15 protein-coding genes are annotated in these 19,809 nt (G+C 45.0%); 7 read left to right on the forward strand and 8 right to left on the reverse strand.

Annotation, left to right across the window (positions count from 1 at the left end; all coding sequences use genetic code 11):
- Positions 1–88: 88 nt before the first annotated feature.
- The 3 genes from AC3WJC_RS15360 to AC3WJC_RS15370 all read right to left on the reverse strand — a co-directional run bounded on the left by AC3WJC_RS15360 (position 89) and on the right by AC3WJC_RS15370 (position 6,847).
- A complete protein-coding gene (locus tag AC3WJC_RS15360) occupies positions 89–2,182 on the reverse strand; it encodes an LruC domain-containing protein (protein WP_492400005.1) in 2,094 nt (697 codons plus the stop codon).
- A gap of 237 nt (positions 2,183–2,419) precedes the next feature.
- The gene (locus AC3WJC_RS15365) at positions 2,420–4,504 is read right to left on the reverse strand and encodes an LruC domain-containing protein (protein ID WP_492400006.1); all 2,085 of its coding nucleotides are present in this window, start codon (positions 4,502–4,504) and stop codon (positions 2,420–2,422) included.
- Between the two features lie 252 nt (positions 4,505–4,756).
- Entirely contained in the window at positions 4,757–6,847 is a 2,091-nt protein-coding gene (locus AC3WJC_RS15370; RefSeq protein ID WP_492400007.1) for an LruC domain-containing protein, read from the reverse strand.
- A 261-nt stretch (positions 6,848–7,108) separates the two neighbouring features.
- On the opposite strand from AC3WJC_RS15370, the gene AC3WJC_RS15375 reads away from it, so the two are divergent.
- Positions 7,109–7,873 (forward strand): DUF3108 domain-containing protein, encoded by a 765-nt coding sequence (locus AC3WJC_RS15375; protein ID WP_492400008.1) that lies wholly within the window; start codon positions 7,109–7,111, stop codon positions 7,871–7,873.
- Here the strand turns inward: AC3WJC_RS15375 and AC3WJC_RS15380 are convergent, their stop codons facing one another.
- The 3 genes from AC3WJC_RS15380 to AC3WJC_RS15390 are packed head-to-tail and all read right to left on the reverse strand — an operon-like array spanning position 7,874 to position 11,351.
- Positions 7,874–9,517 (reverse strand): ATP-dependent DNA ligase, encoded by a 1,644-nt coding sequence (locus AC3WJC_RS15380; RefSeq protein WP_492400009.1) that lies wholly within the window; start codon positions 9,515–9,517, stop codon positions 7,874–7,876. It lies immediately after the preceding gene.
- A complete protein-coding gene (locus AC3WJC_RS15385) occupies positions 9,514–10,653 on the reverse strand; it encodes a ligase-associated DNA damage response exonuclease (protein WP_492400010.1) in 1,140 nt (379 codons plus the stop codon). The genes AC3WJC_RS15380 and AC3WJC_RS15385 overlap by 4 nt, the downstream gene beginning before the upstream one ends.
- Positions 10,654–10,706: 53 nt before the next feature.
- Positions 10,707–11,351, reverse strand: coding sequence for a DUF4145 domain-containing protein (locus AC3WJC_RS15390; RefSeq protein ID WP_492400011.1), 645 nt, complete (start codon positions 11,349–11,351; stop codon positions 10,707–10,709).
- Positions 11,352–11,501: 150 nt separating this feature from the next.
- Here AC3WJC_RS15390 and AC3WJC_RS15395 point away from each other — a divergent pair, with 150 nt between their 5' ends.
- From AC3WJC_RS15395 to trpC, 4 genes are all read left to right on the forward strand, one after another.
- Positions 11,502–11,948 (forward strand): cytochrome B, encoded by a 447-nt coding sequence (locus AC3WJC_RS15395; protein WP_492400012.1) that lies wholly within the window; start codon positions 11,502–11,504, stop codon positions 11,946–11,948.
- 207 nt (positions 11,949–12,155) lie between these two features.
- Complete coding sequence (locus tag AC3WJC_RS15400; RefSeq protein ID WP_492400013.1) at positions 12,156–13,565, forward strand: anthranilate synthase component I family protein; 1,410 nt, start codon at positions 12,156–12,158, stop codon at positions 13,563–13,565.
- A 43-nt stretch (positions 13,566–13,608) separates the two neighbouring features.
- The gene (locus tag AC3WJC_RS15405; protein WP_492400014.1) at positions 13,609–14,229 is read left to right on the forward strand and encodes an anthranilate synthase component II; all 621 of its coding nucleotides are present in this window, start codon (positions 13,609–13,611) and stop codon (positions 14,227–14,229) included.
- Positions 14,230–14,282: 53 nt separating this feature from the next.
- The gene (gene trpC, locus AC3WJC_RS15410; protein WP_492400015.1) at positions 14,283–15,065 is read left to right on the forward strand and encodes an indole-3-glycerol phosphate synthase TrpC; all 783 of its coding nucleotides are present in this window, start codon (positions 14,283–14,285) and stop codon (positions 15,063–15,065) included.
- Positions 15,066–15,193: 128 nt separating this feature from the next.
- Here trpC and purU read toward each other — a convergent pair whose 3' ends face one another.
- Positions 15,194–16,024, reverse strand: coding sequence for a formyltetrahydrofolate deformylase (gene purU, locus AC3WJC_RS15415; RefSeq protein ID WP_492400016.1), 831 nt, complete (start codon positions 16,022–16,024; stop codon positions 15,194–15,196).
- 526 nt (positions 16,025–16,550) lie between these two features.
- On the opposite strand from purU, the gene AC3WJC_RS15420 reads away from it, so the two are divergent.
- Positions 16,551–17,867: an amino acid permease gene (locus tag AC3WJC_RS15420; RefSeq protein ID WP_492400017.1), complete on the forward strand. Its 1,317-nt coding sequence runs from the start codon at positions 16,551–16,553 to the stop codon at positions 17,865–17,867.
- On the opposite strand, the gene AC3WJC_RS15425 is transcribed toward AC3WJC_RS15420, so the two are convergent.
- Positions 17,864–18,766 carry a cation diffusion facilitator family transporter gene (locus AC3WJC_RS15425; protein WP_492400018.1) on the reverse strand — a complete coding sequence of 301 codons (903 nt, stop codon included), beginning with the start codon at positions 18,764–18,766 and terminating at the stop codon, positions 17,864–17,866. The two genes, AC3WJC_RS15420 and AC3WJC_RS15425, sit on opposite strands and share 4 nt — an antisense overlap.
- A 132-nt stretch (positions 18,767–18,898) precedes the next feature.
- On the opposite strand from AC3WJC_RS15425, the gene AC3WJC_RS15430 reads away from it, so the two are divergent.
- On the forward strand, positions 18,899–19,774 hold the full coding sequence (locus tag AC3WJC_RS15430; protein ID WP_492400019.1) for a cupin-like domain-containing protein: 876 nt from the start codon (positions 18,899–18,901) through the stop codon (positions 19,772–19,774).
- The last annotated feature ends 35 nt before the right edge of the window (positions 19,775–19,809 follow it).

Here is a 19,809-nt window from a genome sequence, read left to right on the forward strand (position 1 = left end):
CTAATATAACGCTTTACAGCATCCTGCAAAAAAAAGCGGCGTTACCCCATGTAGAGCAACGCCGCTTAGTATTTGTGCTTTAGTTAGCTTATTTTAAATAAAGGAACGAGCGGTTGGCATAGCCCGGTTTCCAGTAGGCATACCAGTCTGGGTAAAAGGTACCGCCTGATGAAGCCCATTCAACAAAGTGATTGTAAACCTCACGAATGTCCTTACGTTCGATAGCATACCGGGTTGAGTATTTGTAGCTGAGAGCCCAAGGCAGGTTATCGGCAGACAAATAATAACGGTTTTGGCCCGGTTTTGAATTATCATCATTGGTACCAAATAATGATTTATCAGCCTTGTCAGTTGGTTTGTAACCCGGCAAATGCACTTCAACGCCACGTTTCAGGTTCGCGATCAGGAACGGGTTAAAGTCAGTTACTGAAAGTTCAGAACGGTCAAGCGGGCTGGTAAAATTCATGTTTACGTTAATGACCTTACCGCTTACTTTATCTTTCTCCAACTCGGTATTTACAAAGAAGGATCTGTCCGGATAGCTCAACACCGCATCCTGGTGATCGAACGGAATAATTACCGCATTGGTTTGCCCGGCTTCAACACCGTTGCTGGCAAGGGTTATATAATTACTGGTAATGCTTTGGCCCGAAACCGATTTCACTTTTGCAGCGCTAACGGGCAACTGTAAACCCAAGCCGTTTTTAAATGATGAACCTGCCGCCAGCGGAATAAAGGTAGACACCAGGTCAACCACCTTATTTTGCGCGTTCAGCACAAATTTATAACGGTAATTAACCACCAGGTCATTCATATCATAATCACCTCTTACCGGCCAGTTATCCTCAAAGGCGAACTGCGCGAATTTTTTATCTGCCGGGTAATAGTCATTGTAAGCACGATCCGGGTCGGTTGGATATTCATCCTTATCGTCAGGTACGCCATCACCGTCCGTATCGTTATTCTGATCTACCGGTGGCACATCAGTATCATCAATGGCATCGGCAACGCTTGAGCGGGCATAGAACACGATATCGTTAAAATCGTTATCGCAATCCGTCTCGGTACGGTTTATATCTTCAAAGCCGATGATAAAATTATCATGCTCAGTATCACGTAAAACTACGGTGTGCTTTTTCAGGTTGCTATTAGCCTCGCTGTTAAATGCATCGTTTGAGTAAAATTTTTCAACGTTGGTTTGTATGTCGCTCCCCGTCCATGAGTTGCGCAATACAATAAAACCAATAGAGGTACCTGCCTCAAAATTGCCCAGTTTTACTTTGTGGCCCGGCATTAAAGCACCACCTGTACCCGCAGCCGAAGCATTAGGAAAAATGAATGTAGCCTTAGCGATATCATCAGCCGTTTTTGGTGGATTAGCCGTTGGGTAAGTATAATAAGCCAGCGTATTTTGGTAAGATGCACCTTCGGCCACAAAGGTTATGGTTACATCCGTTTTTTTAACCACATTGATAGTTGGCACCACGCTGCTTTTTAAATACTCCGGGTGATGCTGCGCAACATTTTTATACTCAGGCAAAGAGTTGTTGATGTATTTGAGCATTTGCGCGCTTACCTGGTCGCGCTCGGATTCCAGGTTCTTAGGTACGCCCGAATACAGCGCGTAATTAACGTCGTTATAAATACCATCACTTGCCGATGTGTAGGGCGCAGGATATACAAATTGTGTATTAACAGCGGCCCGGGTGCCTAGCGCGAACACTTTGCGATTTTTATAATTTACTTGCTCGGCAACAACATCGCCGCCATACCCTGCTTTACCACCAATAATTACATTGGTTGCTGTACCATTTACCTTAGCCGTTACGTTACGCTGTAAACCCACATACTGCGGGTCAACAATTAGTTGCGTAGTTGCTGATGCTATGTTCACTTTGGCCTGCAGCTTACCTGAATTATCGGTAATACCGGTGTAGATGGCCTGGGTTGAATCACCAATGGTTTCATAAAGCTTAACCTTAGCGCCAACTACCGGCTCATCAGTGTTAGTGCGCAGTGTTATGTTAACGTTTATATTTTTTGATGTTTGGTAATTGAAACCCGCTGCTACGGCAGGTCCTTTTGTTCCGGCTGTATCCTGGTTTTCTTTAAACGAGTCTTTTTTACAGGATACGATCCCCGCGACTCCCCCTGCAAGTAGGAGTGTAAATAATTTTTTCATAGTCGTGTTTAATATTTAGATGTTGCTGTTCCGTAATCAAACACCTTTCCAATGGTACCTCATTACTGAAATCCACCTGTAAACGAAATTTTATTTACCCAAAACGAGGTGCGCTTTCTACATTGTAGCTATTTATTTCCACACAGTATATGCGGCATGGTTTTAATTATGTGCTAAAACGAAAAATGCACCATCCGGATGGGATGATGCATTTTCACAAATCACTAATCTTAAATGTTATTTGGTGTAGATCAAGGCTGAGTTTTTATAGCCTGATGCTGAACTGCTGTACCAATCAGTAAATGAAGTACCACCTGATGCTGCCCACTCGGCAAAGTGAAGGTAGGCTTTGGTAATGTTAGCCTCTTCAACCGGGTAAGGGATAGCTGTATTGTAGCTGATAGCCCATGGCCAGTTTTCGTTAGACAGGTAATACTTGCTGCCTGCTTTTGAAGCATCATCACTGGTACCGAATAATTTGGTATCAGCCTTATCCGTTGGCGCGTAACCTGGTAAGTGAATTTCATAAGCCCTGCGCATGTTGCTGATCAGGAAAGGATTGAATGCTGATGGCAGCAGGTTAGCCTGCGGAACCGGAGCTGTAAAGTTAATGGTAACTGTTGTTGTGGTACCGGTAACTTTATCTTTAGTATTAAGTGTATTGATAAAGAATGAATTATCAGCGTTCCTGATCATCGCATCGTGGTTATCAAAAGGTATGATTACCGCTTTGGTTTGGCCCGCTTCTGTTCCGTTTGATGCAAACTGAATATAGTTGCTCACGATGTTCTGACCGCTTACTGATGCTACGCTTGAAGCGCTAACCGGTAGCTGTACGCCAAAACCATTTTTAAATGAAGCACCTGCTGCCAAAGCGTTAAAGGTACCTACCATATTCACCACCTCGTTTTTAGCGTTTAAAACAAATTTGTAACGGTAATTAACCACCAGATCATTCATATCATAATCACCTTTGTTAGGCCAGTTATCCTCAAAAGCTACCTGTGAGTAAGTGCTGGCTGATGGGTAATAGCTATCAAAAGCCTTAGTAGCATCATTAGGGTAAGCATCAAGCGGGTCAAGTACACCGTCGCCATCAGTATCGCCACCGTTATCAATTGGCGCGACACCTTCGTTTGAGATACCGGTAACCGGGTTTGAGCTGGCGTAGAATACCACATCGTTAAAGTCGTTATCTGAATCGGTATCACGCGGAAGATCCTCAAAGCCGATCATGTACAGTTTGTGTGCTTCATCATATAGTAGCACAGAGTGCCTTCTCAGGCTTGCGCTGCTCTCTGGGTTAAGGGCATCGTTTGAAAAATATTTGGTACCTGTAATTGAGATGCCTTTACCTGTCCACGCGTTTTGCAATAATACAAAGCCGATTGAGGTACCTGCCGAAAAACGGCCTAATTTTACTTTATCGCCCGAGTTTAAACCACCGGCCGAACCTACAGCAGAAGAATTAGGGAATACAACTACCGCATCGCTGATAGAAGCCTCTGTTGGCGTAGTACCTGTTTTATAAGTATAGTAAGCCAGGGTATTTAAAAAGCCTGCACCTTCTGATACGAAAGTTACCCATACATCTGATGTTTCTGCTACTTTTAATACCGTAGTTGCGCTGCTGGTAAGATATTCAGGATGCGACCTGGTTAGCGGAACGTTTTCAGGCAACGAGGCGTTTACGTATTTCAATAATGATGCATCAATTACATCGCCTGTCGCCTCTAAATATTTAGGCCTGCCCAGGCTGAACGGATAAGTTGATGTATTTAAAATACCACTGCTTAAAGTATACCCGGTTGGGAAAACAAGCGTTACGTTGGTAGAAGCCGCCATCCTGATGGCGTTGCTTACTTTAGTTGAACCGGCTATGTTAGCGTTACCGATCACATCTCCGCTAAAACCTGCTTTACCGCCTATAACCGCGGTTGTTGCATTACCGTTGATAGCTGTAACCGCGTTACGAATTAAACCTACATAAGCAGGGTCAATTATAAGCTGGGTTGCTGATGTTGGTACAGTTAGTTTAGATGAGATATTACCATTCTGATCGGTAACGGCTTTAAATATAGGAGCCGCTGTATTTGAGGGATTATAAACGCTCACTACAACGCCTGACAGTGGCTCATCATTATTAGTGCGTAGCGTAACATTTACGGTTACATCCTTAGTAGTGCTGAAGTTAAAACCTTCAGGAGCTATTTTGCTGCCTGTGTTTTTAACCGGGGCAACCTCGGTAGTTGCATTATCTTTTTTACAAGATGCCAAACCTGCCAATGTGCCTAATAATAAAAAGGTATAAATCTTTTTCATTTTAAATTAATTAGTGTTGATGCAGATGCTAAGGCAATAAGAGTTCCACTTTTTTAAAATCCAGATTTATAGCTAAAAAGACGGTTTTGTTGCACAGACCGCAAAAAATCAACGGAAATTATTCCCCGTTGGGGAAGAGACAAGTAGTGAAAAGTGTAGAATTCCCCAATTTTTTAAAACAAAAAACCCCGGTTCGCGTTAGCGGCCGGGATTCCAGTTCCTGGTAGAAACTTATCGGTCAGTTAAAGAAAATTATTTGGAATATATAAAGCTATTGTTGCGGTAACCTGATGCGGTGTTGCTATACCAGTCGGCAAATGTTGAACCGCCTGATGCAGCCCACTCGGCAAAGTGCAGGTAAGCTTTGGTAATGTTAGCCTCCTCAAGCGGATACATAATAGCCGTATTATAGCTGATAGCCCATGGCCAGTTCTCGGTAGACAGGTAATATTTACCACTTCCCGGGGCCGAAGCATCATCATTAGTACCAAAAAGTTTGCTATCCACCTTATCGGTTGGCGCGTAACCCGGCAGGTGAATTTCATAACCGCGGCGCTGATTGCTGATCAGGAACGGATTGAATGCTGATACTGCCAGATTAGCCTGGTCAACCGCTGTAGTAAAGTTTACGTTAACCGTTACCGTGGTACCGGTTACTTTATCCTTAGAATTCATGGTATTGATAAAGAAGGAATTGTCGGCATTTTTAATAACACCATCCTGGTTATCAAAAGGAATAATTACGGCTTTACTTTGGCCTGCTTCTGTTCCGTTTGATGACATTTGCAGGTAAGTGCCTGTTATTTTGTGGCCGGTTACTGATGATACCGCCGATGCGCTCACCGGCAACTGCACACCAAAACCATTTTTAAATGATGCACCTGCCGCTACCGGCACAAACTCGCCCTTCATGCTTACTACCTGGTTTTTAGCGTTGCTTACAAATGAGTAGCGGTAATTAACTACTAAGTCATTCAGGTCATAATCGCCTTTGGTTGGCCAGTTATCTTCAAAGGCAACCTGTGCGTAAGTGCTTGCCGATGGGTAATAGCTGTTAAAAGCACGGTTAGCATCATTAGGGTAAGCATCGAGTTCATCAAGTACGCCATCGCCGTCAGTATCACCACCGTCATCAATCGCGGCCACGCCTTCGTTTGATATAGCAGTTATCGGGTTTGATGAAGCGTAAACTACCAGGTCGTTAAAATCATTATCTGATCCTGTTTGCCTGTTTTGATCCTCAAATCCTAACAGGTACAGTTTGTGTACATCATCATACAACATTACACTGTGCCTGCGTGTAGCTGTAGTGCTTTCAGGGTTAAACTTATCTGTTGTATAAAATTTGGTTGCGGATGTGTTTACACCACTGCCTGTCCAGGCATCCTGCAATATTACAAAGGCAACGGAATAACCAGCCTCAAAAGTACCCAATTTAACTTTGTTACCACTTACCAGGCCGCCACCTGAACCTGATGCTGAGGCGTTAGGGAAAACATAGGTGATTTTATCAATACCACCTAATAAGGTGCCACCGCCGGCCTGTGTAGGCGGATTGCTGGTTTTATAAGTATAATAACCCAATACGTTTTTGTAACCCGCACCTTCTGATACGAAAGTTACCCATACATCAGCCTTTGCAGTAACGTTTATGGTTTGCACTACTGTAGAGGTTAAATATTCGGGATGGGTTACGGTTAATGGCGTACCTTCAGGCAGCGAAGCATTAACGTATGACAGCAATGAAGCCTCAATAACATCCGAAGTTGCTTCCAGATAAGCAGGTTTACCCAGGTTGGTCGGGCTCAAAAACGCGTTTGAAGCGCTATACCCGGTTGGATAACTGAAATCAGTATTAAGCAAGCCGTTTGTAGTTAGTCCGTTGGTTTTACGGGTAGTGCCAACCTCTTCCGGAACAACATCACCCGAAAAACCATCCTTACCACCTATAACTACGGCGGTTGATGAACCGTTGATGCTTGCATTGGCATAACGCAGCAAGCCCACATAGGCCGGGTCAATAACTAACCTGGTAAGGTATGATGGCACATTAACTTTTGCTTTCAGGTTACCTGCAGCATCGGTAACACCTTTATAAATCGCCGCGTTCACATCAGTATTTGCCGGATCATAAACGCTTACCACTACGCCTGAGAGTGGTTGGTTATTGTTGGTGCGAAGTGTTATGTCCACATTAACATCCTTACTGGTTTTAAAGTTAAAACCATCAGGCGCTATTTTTTCAACAGGATCAATAGGAGTTGGCTCGTTTGAATTGTCCTTTTTGCATGATGCCAGGCCTGCAACACCAAGCATTAACAGGTAAGTAAATAATCTTTTCATTCTTGTTAATTAATAATCGTTATACGAACATTTGCAACTATGGTTCCATATTTATTTAACCTTTGATTTATAAATACAAATCGTTTTAGCAGAAAATCACTAATCTTTTTAAGGGGAATTACCTACCCGATTATTGTGGAATTGATGAGGAATATTCCACATAGGTGTACGATTTTTTGCGTTACTGTAACAAAACATCAACCGTACAGTCAAAATAAAAAACCTCCCTCAAACATGAAACACCTTAACTTATTGCTGATTATGACTATCAGCCTCGTTGCTATTAACAAGGCATCGGCACAAAAAATTGATTCCATTAAAGCCGGGGATAAAAAGCTTGTTACCAGCCAGCTCACAACCGGACTAAAGCAATACATGGTTTATTTTCAAATGCCGGCGAGAAAAAAGAGTCTGAATATTTCTCTATGGTTAAGAGAGGTGAAGAAATCGACAAGAAACAACGAGGCGGTGTTTATTACCACGCAAAACTGGTACGCGGCAGATACCAATAAATACCGCCATATTATATCAGTAAATAAAGCGGCTGATTTTAGTCCGCTCTACCATCAAGAAACAATAGGTAATAAAACCAAGGCATATAACTGGAGCGAGAGCAAAATAATCGGTGCCGATACGGTGGCTAATAACCTGGCCAAAAGCTTTTCGTTAGCGTTTGATCAGCCTAACCTGAACTGGAATTTGGATATCGAGACTTTTGAAATGCTACCATTGGGCTACGGAAAAATCTTTGCTATTAATTTTTATGATGCCGGTATTCAGAAGCCAGCTTATACCGTATATAAAGTAACCGGTAGCGAAATGCTTACACTTTTTAACAACGAAAAAGTGGATTGCTGGAAACTGGTTAACGAGGGTGATTTTAGCGGTAACAAATTCACCCAAACCTTTTGGATCACCAAAAAAACACATGAATTTTTAAAGGAAGAAGACTCCTTTAACGGCGGCTTTCGCTATAAGGTAAAACTGTCCGGCAACGCGCCGGATGTAGTTGCCCGGTTTAAATAATTATTCTCCTTCATCTGTTGAAGGGGAAACCGGATCGAGGAGTGCCTTTAACGTTTCGAGCGTATCGGCCTCCTCTTTCTTTTTATCATGCCGCCAGCGCAATATCCTTGGAAAGCGCAGCGCAATACCCGATTTATGACGGGTTGATTTGTTGATACCCTCAAAACCGATCTCAAACACCAGCTCAGGCTTTACCGTGCGTACCGGCCCGAACTTTTCGAGCGTGTTGCGCTTCACAAAATAATCAACCTTGTTTATCTCCTGGTCGGTAAGGCCGGAATAGGCTTTGGCAAATGGCACCAGTTTATCGCCATCCCACACGGCAAAGGTGTAATCGGTATATAAATCAGCTCTGCGGCCATGCCCTTTTTGCGCGTAGATCATCACTGCGTCGATAGATAATGGATCGATCTTCCATTTCCACCAGTCGCCGCGGCGGCGGCCAACCTGGTAGGTGGCATTTTTACGCTTGAGCATAATGCCCTCGGCTATCATAGCGCGGGATTGTTCTCTTATTTTCTCCAATTCTTCCCAACTACCAAATCTGATCAGTTCAGAGATACGGAACATCTCTGGGTATTCAGTTACCGCCTGTAATCGCTCCAAAATAACACGCCGCTCCGCCTGTGTTTTTGTGCGGATATCCTCACCATCATATTCCAAACAATCATAGGCTATTACCGCTACCGGGCTTTCCTGCAGTATTTTTTTACTCAGATTTTTACGGCCGATACGTGTTTGCAGCACGTTGAAAGGCATGGGCAGGCCATTGGTAAAGCTCAGTATCTCCCCATCAAGCACAGTACCATCGGGCAGGCCGTTCAAAAACGGATGCAGCTCCGGGAATTTTTCGGTCGACAGATCCTCGCCCCGGCTCCATATAAATATCTTGCCGTCACGCTTGATCATTTGCGCACGGATACCATCCCACTTCCACTCGGCCTGCCATTCATCCGGCTGCCCCAGCGAAGCCTCCAGTTCAGCGGCTGATTTACGTTTTTCGGATGTTTCCTGTATCGGGTAAGCTAAAAAGAACGGGTATGGGCGCGATATATCATCAGCCGTACTCTGCTCCTGCACCAATTGCTCATAGCTATAGGTTTCGGGCATCCAGCTACCCATAATACGGTGGGTGAGCGTTGGCGCTTCAATACCCGTAACCTCGGCCAGCGCCTTAATCACCAGGTTTTGCGATACCCCGATCCTAAAACTACCGGTTAGCAGTTTGTTGAAAACAAACCGCTCCTGCCTGTCCAGCATCATCCAGGCTTCGGTAAGCCAAAGTTTGCGCTCCTGCTCGCTGCGGCTGCCTATCTCGTTGATCTCCGCCACCCATTCGGTAAGGGTTTTATTACTGCCTGATGTATTTTCCGGCATCAGTAACGACATGGTTTCGGCCAGATCGCCCACCACATGGTAGCTCTCCTCAAACAGCCATGCCGGAATGTTTGATAGTTCTACCGCCCAGGTTCGCACCATGGTTGAATTGATAGGCCGCTTAGGCCGCCTGCCCGTAAACAGTGCCAGCATGTGCATTTTATCAGAATCAGGCACGCTATTAAAATACGCCTTCAGGATGCGTACCTTCTCGTTGGTCTTGTTGGTCTCGTCAAGCGAAAGGAAGAGTTGGGCAAAGGCTTTCATTTTACCCCTCCTAAATCCTCCCCAAGGGGGAGGACTTTTTTATTGTCCTTTTGATGCTTCAAAGTCTCCCCCTCGGGGGGAGATTTAGAGGGGGTATCCTCGGCAAGATTTGCAGGGGTATCCTCGGTGATGTTTGGAGGGGTTTCCTCCTCCTCTTCCCCATACAAGGTATGCACCTCTCTTGCATCAAAGCCTACTTCATTTAAATACCGTGTGAACGATGCCGTGTAGCCATGCGTCAGGTATACCTTTTCGCAGCCCGTGGCATCAATGGCGCTTACCAGTCCATCCCAGTCGGCATGGTCGGAAAGGATAAAACCCCTGTCGGCCGCGCGGCGGCGCTTGGCCCCGCGCAAAGCCATCCAGCCCGAGCAATACCCAAAGCTAAACGGCGCGAACTTGCGGATCCACGGCGTACCTATGGCCGATGGCGGCGCTAAAATAATGCCTTTCCTGATCTCATCCTTAGGTGTATCGGCAGTGATACGGGTAGTGGGGTTAAGCACCACACCGTTACGGCGAAGGGCCTCGTTAGTATTTTCGATAACACCATGGGTAAAAACCGGACCAATGTTCAGATCAAGGTTTTGCAGTATGCGCTGCGCTTTACCCAGCGAATAGCCGGAGATCACGGTTAGCAATCCCTGCTGCTGGTTATTATACCACCAGTTATTTATTTCGCTGAATATTTGTGCCTGCTCCTTCCACTGGTAAACAGGCATACCAAAGGTACATTCAGATATAAAGTGCTGGCAGGCCACCGGCTCAAACGGCGTAGATATACCGTCATCCTGTGTTTTATAATCGCCGGATACCACCCAAACTTCACCCTTATAGCTCAGCCTGATCTGTGCCGAGCCAATAACGTGCCCTGCCGGGAAAAGGCAGATCTCTACACCATTTTTCATTACTGTTTCGCCGTACTCCACCGTTTGCAGGCTGATCTCGCCCAGGCGGTAATACAACACTTCCTTTGACAGGTGATGCGCCAGGTAGCGCTTATGCCCTATGTAGGCATGGTCGGCATGGGCATGGGTTATTACCGCGTCGTCCACGGGCTTCCAGGGGTCAATGTAAAATCGCCCCTGTTCGCAATAAATGCCACGGTCGGTAAATTCAAGTAACGGCTTGGCCATAGGCTATTATAACCCGCACGGCGCAAATTAGTTTACTAAATTAAAGTTCGAAATTATGGTTTAGGTAAATCTCGCTTCTCGATGGTTTCTATGTCTTTCTGAGGAAGTCTATTATACAATATATCGATTTCCTTAGGCTGTGTAATCATAGATTCTGTAATAAAATTTAATATCGCAAATAATTGAGTAGCAATACCACTATCATCATTAAAATCTATTTGCCCTGCGTGAATAGCGTGATTTCCTACAACCCTTAAAATGTCTAAAGCTTTTTGAATTTTTACAGGTAGACCCTCTTTCACCATCTTGGCTATATCGCTATTAATGCTATATCCCTTTTCTTTACTTATATAAGTAAACAATTTCTCAATGGCTAGTCTTAATAATGCCGCTGCCGCTCTTGGTGATTGATTAACTATTGACTTAGCTTCATTATATAGAGTCGAAACATCGTCTGGCATGTCTAATGATGCAGGTGGTATATTACCATGTTGAGGAATTATTAATTTTTCATTATGCCAAAGAGAAAAATTATTGCAATGAACACAATAGCAAAAAAACGTATTATTAACATCTACATATCCATGACCTTCTTCTACGTAATAAGCCATATACCATTGCTGTGCTGCATAAGCGCTACACATAGGACAATTGAAAGCATCATCTTTAAAAGCGGGTGACTTAAATGGAATACTCATATTTATATTTTAAATAATATAAATATCTACAAAATTCAAATCGATTATACAACCATTTTGATAAATATTTATAGTTCTTCTTATATGTAATTCTCAATCCCGCTTTTCTTTTAATGTTGCTTATCTTCGTACAAAAAATATTATTCCCTTATGGAACTTTACAGCATCATTAAACATCTTCACTCGGGCTTCAGGTATATTGTGTTACTACTGGTAGTGGCAGCGGTTATTAACGCTTTTTTAGGTTGGTTTGGCAATAAAGCCTATACCGAAGGCAGCCGCAAGCTTAACGTATTCGCGCTGATATCGGCACACATACAATTCTTAATCGGGTTGATATTATACTTTCTGAGTCCGTTTGTGCAGTTTACCAGCCAGACCATGAAGAACGCTGAAACCCGCTACTGGACAATGGAACACGTGGTAATGATGCTTTTCGCCATAGTATTGATCACCATTGGTAACAGCAAAGCAAAAAAGATCACCCTGCCGCAAGGCAAACACAGAACCATAGCGATATTTTTTGGATTGGCGATTTTGATTATCGTAGTAGCAATAATTCAAAGCAAACGCGGATTATTTGGTATGACGTCTTAAAAATTTTACAAAAAGTTGGTCAAATCAAATTTCTTTCTAAATTTGCCTCACATTATGATCAAAATCACACTTTTAAACAACTGGTGGCACCATTTAATTTTGGCAGCCGGATAGTGTATTGATCAACTACTAACCAATTGTAAACCTAAATAAGGCCCGGCGAATTCACTCATTCGGCGGGCTTTTTGTTTATTATGGATTTAACGCATGAAGAATTTTAAAATTGTAACTAAGCATAAAAAACTACTTGCCGATACCACCACACCGGTGAGCATTTACCTGCGCCTGCGCGATGTTTACCCCAACGCGCTACTGCTTGAAAGCTCCGACTACCATAGCCGCGAAAACAGCATGAGCTATGTGTGCTGCGAGCCTATTGCCGGGCTGGTGCTTAATAAAGGTGAGCTTAAACTAAGGTACCCCGATGATACTAAGCAGGTTTTTGAGCCGGGCCAATTTGAACTGATTGAGCAGATCAACAATTTTTTATCGGTTTTTGAAACGGAAGGGAATTTAGGTAAGATCATCTCGAACGGTTTGTTCGGCTATTTTACGCATGAGGCGGTTGAGCATTTTGAAACCATTAAGCTAAAACAGGTTGAGAATGATATTCGCCAGATACCGGAGATGCAGTACAATGTTTACCGCTACATTATCGCAATAGATCATTTTAAGAATGAGCTATACATTTTCCATAACCAGGTGGAGGGCGGCGCTACCAACGGCGGTATTGAAAAGGTAGAATACCTGATCAAGAACAAGAACTTCCCGGAATATAATTTTCAAAGCAAGGCCGACGAGCAATCAAACCTGACCAACGAGCAATTCATCGCCATTGTGGAGAAGATGAAGCAGCATATTTACCGTGGTGATGTTTTTCAGATCGTTCCGTCGAGAGCGTTCTCTAAGGAGTTTACAGGTGATGAATTTAACGTTTACCGTGCGTTGCGTTCCATCAACCCATCGCCTTACCTGTTTTATTTTGATTTTGGGGACTTCCGCATTTTCGGCTCATCGCCGGAGGCACAGATCACCATTAAAAACCGTGTGGCCAGCATCTACCCCATAGCGGGCACCTTTAAACGTAGCGGCGATGATATTAAGGATGCAGAACTGGCATTAAGCCTGAAAAACGACCCTAAGGAATCAGCCGAGCACGTAATGCTGGTTGACTTGGCCCGTAACGACCTGAGCCGCCATTGCGGTGAGGTGGAGGTAAAAGCCTTTAAAGAGGTGCAATACTATTCGCACCTGATCCACCTGGTATCGCACGTGAGCGGCAAGCTGCATGAGGGTGTATCCGCATTTAAAATTGTGGCCGATACCTTCCCGGCAGGTACTTTGAGCGGCGCGCCGAAATACCGCGCGATGGAAATTATTGATGAAAACGAAAATATAAAACGCAGCTTTTACAGCGGCGCAATAGGTTACTTAGGCTTTAACGGCGATTTTAATCATGCCATCATGATCCGTTCTTTCCTGAGCAAAAATAACACCTTGCACTACCAGGCGGGCGCAGGCATTGTAGCCGGCTCGGTACCGGAGAGTGAACTAAATGAGGTGAATAACAAAATTGCCGCCTTACGCAAGGCGATTGAACTGGCGGAAGAGCTATAGAAGCCCCCCGGCCCCCTAAAGGGGGAGTAAAATTTAAAGACACATGAGTACAACAAATAATAACGCCGCAAATACCTCCCCCTTTAGGGGGCCGGGGGGCATCCTGATAATAGATAACTATGATTCGTTTACCTATAACCTGGTGCATTTGGTGAACGAGATAGGTTTGCAGTGCGAGGTATGGCGTAACGACCAGTTTAAGCTGGAGGATGTTGATGCGTTCGATCATATTATCCTTTCGCCGGGGCCGGGCATACCCTCCGAGGCGGGTTTGCTGTTGCAGGTGATTGAGCGTTACGCGCCTACCAAAAGTATCTTTGGCGTATGCCTTGGTCAGCAGGCCATTGCGGAAGTATTTGGCGGCTCGCTCTCAAACCTGAAACAGCCTATGCACGGCATTGCTACGCCTATAACGGTTACTGATGCGCAGGAGCCTTTATTTATCGGCTTGCCGCAAAGCTTTAACGTGGGCCGCTATCACTCATGGGTGGTTAATAACGATGACCTACCCGATACCCTTACCGTTACGGCTGTTGACGACAAGGATAACTCGGTTATGGCCTTGCGCCACAAACAATACAATGTGCGCGGGGTACAATTTCACCCGGAATCCATACTGACGGAATACGGTAAAGAAATGCTGAAGAACTGGTTGGGAGCCTGATTAGTGGCAGAAGCAGTTGCGGTAGCAGACATTTAATTCAATAACAAGATTACATGACCATACTTGATAAAATTGTAGCGAACAAGCGTAAAGAAGTGGCGCGCGCCAAAAGCCGTGTGTCCTACACCAAGCTGGAAGAAGCTGAGTACTTTAACCGTGAAACCTATTCGTTCCGGGAGTTTTTGTTAGCACCGGACCGTACCGGCATTATCGCTGAGTTTAAACGACGCTCGCCATCAAAGGGCATTATAAACGATAAGGTTACCGTTAAGCAGGTTACTACCGCCTATGCGGCTGCCGGGGCATCGGCCTTATCCGTGCTAACCGACAGTCAGTTTTTTATGGGGCAAAAGGTGGATGTAAAGCGGGCACGTATGCTTAACAACATCCCCATCCTGCGTAAGGATTTTATGATTGACGAGTATCAGGTGATAGAAGCCAAGGCCATGGGTGCTGATGTAATACTGCTTATTGCCGCCATACTTACCCCTGCCGAAATTGACACCTTTGCTACCCTGGCCAAAAGCATCGGCCTAAACGTACTGCTTGAGGTGCATAACCTGGAAGAACTGGAACGCAGCATCCATCCCAAACTGGATGCCATCGGCGTAAACAACCGCAACCTGACCGACTTTACCGTATCCGTTGAAACTTCGTTCCGGTTAGCGAAACACATACCCGATGAATTTCTAAAAGTATCTGAAAGTGCCATCAGCAATACTGCGGTAATCAAGGATTTAAAGCAGGCCGGTTTCAGCGGCTTTTTAATAGGCGAAAACTTTATGAAAGAACAAGACCCCGGCGCAGCGATAAGGGAGTTTGTAAAAGGGTTGTAGGTTGCTTATACTTTTTGTCATTTCGACGAAGGAGAAATCTGTCGCTTTGCTATCAACGCGTGCAGATTTCTCCTTCGTCGAAATGACAAGTTAGGTTAGATTCAAACCCCTCCCCCCGTGGCGAGGCATCACTCTATCACCACCGTTTTATTATTATACACAAATACCCTGTCGTCAAACACCAGCTTCAACGCTTTGGCTAACACCGATGTTTCAACTTCCTTGCCGGCGGTTACCATATCAGTTGCTGTGTAGCCGTGGTTAACCGGGATGATCTGCTGCGCGATGATTGGCCCCTCATCCAGCTCATTGGATACAAAATGTGCCGTCGCCCCTATTAATTTTACCCCCCGCTCAAACGCTTGCTTGTACGGGCTGGCACCTACAAAGGCAGGTAAAAAGGAGTGGTGTATATTGATGATCCGCATGGGGAACAGGCTATTAAACGCGGGCGACAGAATACGCATGAATTTAGCCAGCACCACATAATCCGGGTTGCTTTGCTGAACCAGCGCGGTGATCTGCTCCTCAGCTTGTTGCTTAGTTTGCCCTTCATAGCTTACATGGTGAAAAGGGATATCAAACCTGCGGCAAACATCGGCCAAAACAGTATGATTACCGATAACGCATTGAACGGTAGCCCCAAGTGTACCAAAATAATTTCGCACTAAAATATCTGCCAGGCAATGGTATTCCTTGGTAACCAGCACTACTATTTTTTTATCAGGCCGGGGGTTAATTTTCACTATGGCCTCCGCTGGTAAAATTTCGTAAAGTTTCTGCTCAAGCACGGTGTTATCGGCAGTGTTACCGTCAACCTCAAGACGCATGAAAAACAGGTTTTCGGCAACATCAACATGCTCGCCTAATGATATGATATTGTATTGATGCCTGGCCATTAAAGCCGATATAGAAGCCACCAACCCTACCCGGTCGCGGCACTGTATAACGATGATCATAGTGAGGTAAAGGTATTGATTTCAATGATTAATAAAAGAGAAGCGCTTTATGATTACTGACAGTGCTCATGAGCATCGGGATGTACTTTATTGAAGCGTCAGTAATTGTTACTTTCTTTTGTGCAGACAAAAGAAAGTAACCAAGAAAACTTAGCGTTAGCGATCTCATGAGCACCAATAAAAAACCAAACAACAGCGAATAACCTGCCGGCCGCGTCCTGCCCGGTGAAAGGTTATGCTTTGGCAAAGCTTGTACTACTCCGGGCATTCCTGATGCCGGTAGGATTGGTTATTTGCGGTTTGTGCTTTATTTATTTTTTTGTCATTCCGAACGAGGTACGAGGAGGAATCTGTAAATGAACTAATAAACGCGGACAGATCTCTCTCTCTATCGTTCGAGATGACAAATAATTTTAATTTTTAAAAGTCATCCCCTCGGGGAGGATTTAGGAGGGGTATCCCCTACGAGGGGGGTTGGGGTGAGTTAAAAAATCCTTACTTTGCTTTAAAATTTCACCACCATTTTATGCCCTCATCCCCATCCGGTAAAAAAAAATTAGGTTTATGGACGAGCACCTCGCTGGTCATCGGCAACATGATAGGCGCGGGGGTTTTCCTGATGCCGTCGGCAATGGCATCATTTGGCAGTATTAGCTTGCTGGGTTGGGTATTCGCGGCCATTGGCGCTTATTTTTTGGCAATGGTGTTCAGCAACCTCAGCAAGTTGCTGCCGCGGGTATCGGGCGGGCCGTATGCTTATACCCGCAGCGGCTTTGGCGATTTTGCCGGTTTCCTGGTGGCTTGGTGCTATTGGATAGCCGTATCGTGCGCCAATGCGGCCATCACCATATCGCTGGTTAGCGCGTTAACCGCCTTTGTGCCGGCATTGGGCAGCAGCGCCACGGCATCCATATTTACAGGGCTGGCGGCTATCTGGCTGCTTACGTGGATCAACACCCGCGGCATTGTGGTATCGGGCAAATTACAGTTAGCTACTACCGTGCTTAAAATACTGCCGCTCTTGGTTATCGCTATTGGCGGCTTGTTTTTTATCCGGTTTGATAACTTTTTGCCCTTCAACAACAGCGGTACATCCATACCCGCGGCTATAAACGCTACGGTTACTTTAGCCATGTTCGCCTTTGTGGGTATCGAGAGCGCGGCCATTCCGGCGGCAGATATAGAGGATGCGGATAAAACCGTGTCGAAAGCTACCGTTATAGGCTTAGGCATCGCAACGTTGATATATTTATTAGGTAGCGTTAGTATCATGGGAATAATCCCTATTCAAAAACTGGCTAATTCAGCCACGCCGTATGCCGATGCAGCGGAGATCATGTTTGGTAAAGCGGCAAGGTATTGGGTGAGTGCGGGTATAGCCATCGCCGCCTTTGGCGCGCTCAACGGCTGGATCCTGATACAAGGGCAGATCCCCAGATCTATCGCTAAGGATAAATTATTCCCGGCCATATTCGCCCGGGAGAATAAACGCGATGTTCCCTATGTCGGCATGGTGATCAACAGCATCATGGTATCGGTATTTATGGCGATGAATTATACCAAGGGGCTGGTAGATCAGTTCCGGTTTTTAATGCTGCTATCCATATTCACCGTGTTTGTGCCTTATCTGCTAACTATGGCATCCTACATCATCATGCGGGCAAAGCAAAATATAAAAACCGGATGGGCGGGCGCGGTATTGCTCGCCGTTTTCGCATTCGCTTATTGCCTGTGGGGCATCATTGGCGCGGGTGAATTAACCGTGTTTTATGGCTTCCTGTTTATGGCTGCGGGCATACCGGTTTATGTATGGATCAGGCTGGCCAACAAAACGGATAATTAATCAATCGTATTGGGCTGTATTATTACAAAGCGCACCAGTTTATATTTTTCTTTGATGCGATTGCGTAACCTCACAATGGCATCGGTAATATCTTCTGTATCCAAACCGGGCTCAAAGGCAACCATCAGCATCAGCACCACTTCTTCCGGCGATTGATAGGTTGACAGGATGTTGACCACTTTGGCCACTGCCGGGTCAGCCTCTACAAACCGCTTTAACTTGTCCTTAGTTTCGGGAGCTATGCCCTCACCCATCAGCAAGCTACGGCTTTCACGGGCCAGTATGGCCGATACACCGATCAGAAGCAAGCCAACCAATACCGATGCCACACCATCCATATATTCCAACCCGGTAACGTGGCCTATCACCATAAAAATCAATACGATGGCCAGGCCGATCACTGCCGCGCTATCCTCAAACAGCACCAAAAAGCTCGATGGGTCTTTACTTTTAATAATGGCATTCCACCAGGTATCGTTACCCCGTACCTTATTAAATTCCTTAATGGCTATCCACAGCGAACTCCCCTCAAATATCATCGACAGAACCAGCACTACATAGTTCCACTTCGGATCGCCGGGTGGCCCGGCATGTATAATGTGCGTAATGCCTTGGTAAACAGAAATACCGCCACCCAGGCTGAATATGAGTATCGATACAATGAACGACCAGAAGTAGATCTCCTTACCGTACCCGAAAGGATGAAAAGCATCAGCAGGTTTATGGCTTTGCCTGATGCCGTATAAAATGAGCACCTGGTTTATGGTATCAACCAGCGAGTGCACCCCTTCGGATATCATGGAAGGGCTGCCGCTAAAGCCGCCCGCAATAAATTTGGTAACCGCTATCAGCAGGTTGGCGGCAAGCGCGCTGTATATTGATTTATAACTTTTGGCCATGTATTTTATCTCCGGGTGCATAAAATACAGCTACAGGTAAAAAAAGTTTAATACCCGGTAGTTTTGTTACTGTACAATCAATTTGCTATGAATGCGCTTGGCTAATTAGCCCGAATTGGTAAATTTGAACTTATGTTGCTAAAACCAATTGCCCGTGTGGATGATATTGAAAGGGCCGATTTTGAAAAATTATATTTACAGGCAAAAACGCCGGTTATCCTGAAAAGCTTTGTTAAAGGCAGCCCGGCATTACAAAAGTGGGACTATGATTACTTTAAGGCAATAGCCGGAGATTATAGAGTAAATCTATACGGCCGCGAAGATGAGTTTAATGACCGTGCCACCAGCGCGCCGGTAATGAAATCTACTTTTGGAGCGTATCTGGATATGATCGCTTCGGGCCCGGCCGAGTTGCGCCTGTTTCTGTTCAACCTGTTGCAACATAATCCTGAACTGAAAAAGGACCTGGTGTATAACGACCCGACAGGCGGTAAAATAGTATCGTGGCTGCCTTATATGTTTTTTGGGGGTGAGGGTTCGAGTGTACGTTACCACTATGATATTGATATGTCGCACATATTTTTAACGCAGTTTAAGGGCGTGAAAAAGGTGTTGCTTTTTTCGTTAGACCAATCGCCGCTTTTATACAAACTACCGTTTAACTTTCATGGGATTGCTAATTTGAACGAGCCTGATCTAAACAAATACCCGGCGCTGCAATACCTGCAAGGCTGGGAGTGTGAGTTGCAGCCCGGCGAAACTTTGTACATGCCATCGGGCTACTGGCATTACATTAAGTACGTTACCGAGGGTTATTCAGTAAGCCTGCGTATGCTTAACGAGCGCCCTTTTGAGCGCCTGCGCGGCTTTAACAATATATTTTTAGTACGCCGGTTTGATAATACCATGCGCCGGATATTTAAGGATAAATGGCTGGACTATAAAATAAGTAAGGCTCAGGAAAATGCCAACCGTGCCATACAGCAATTAAAAGCACAACAGCCCTAAGTTGTAACAAATAGCGCGTTTTTAAATCTTATCAC

The organism is Mucilaginibacter sp. FW306-07-L (assembly GCF_058782065.1).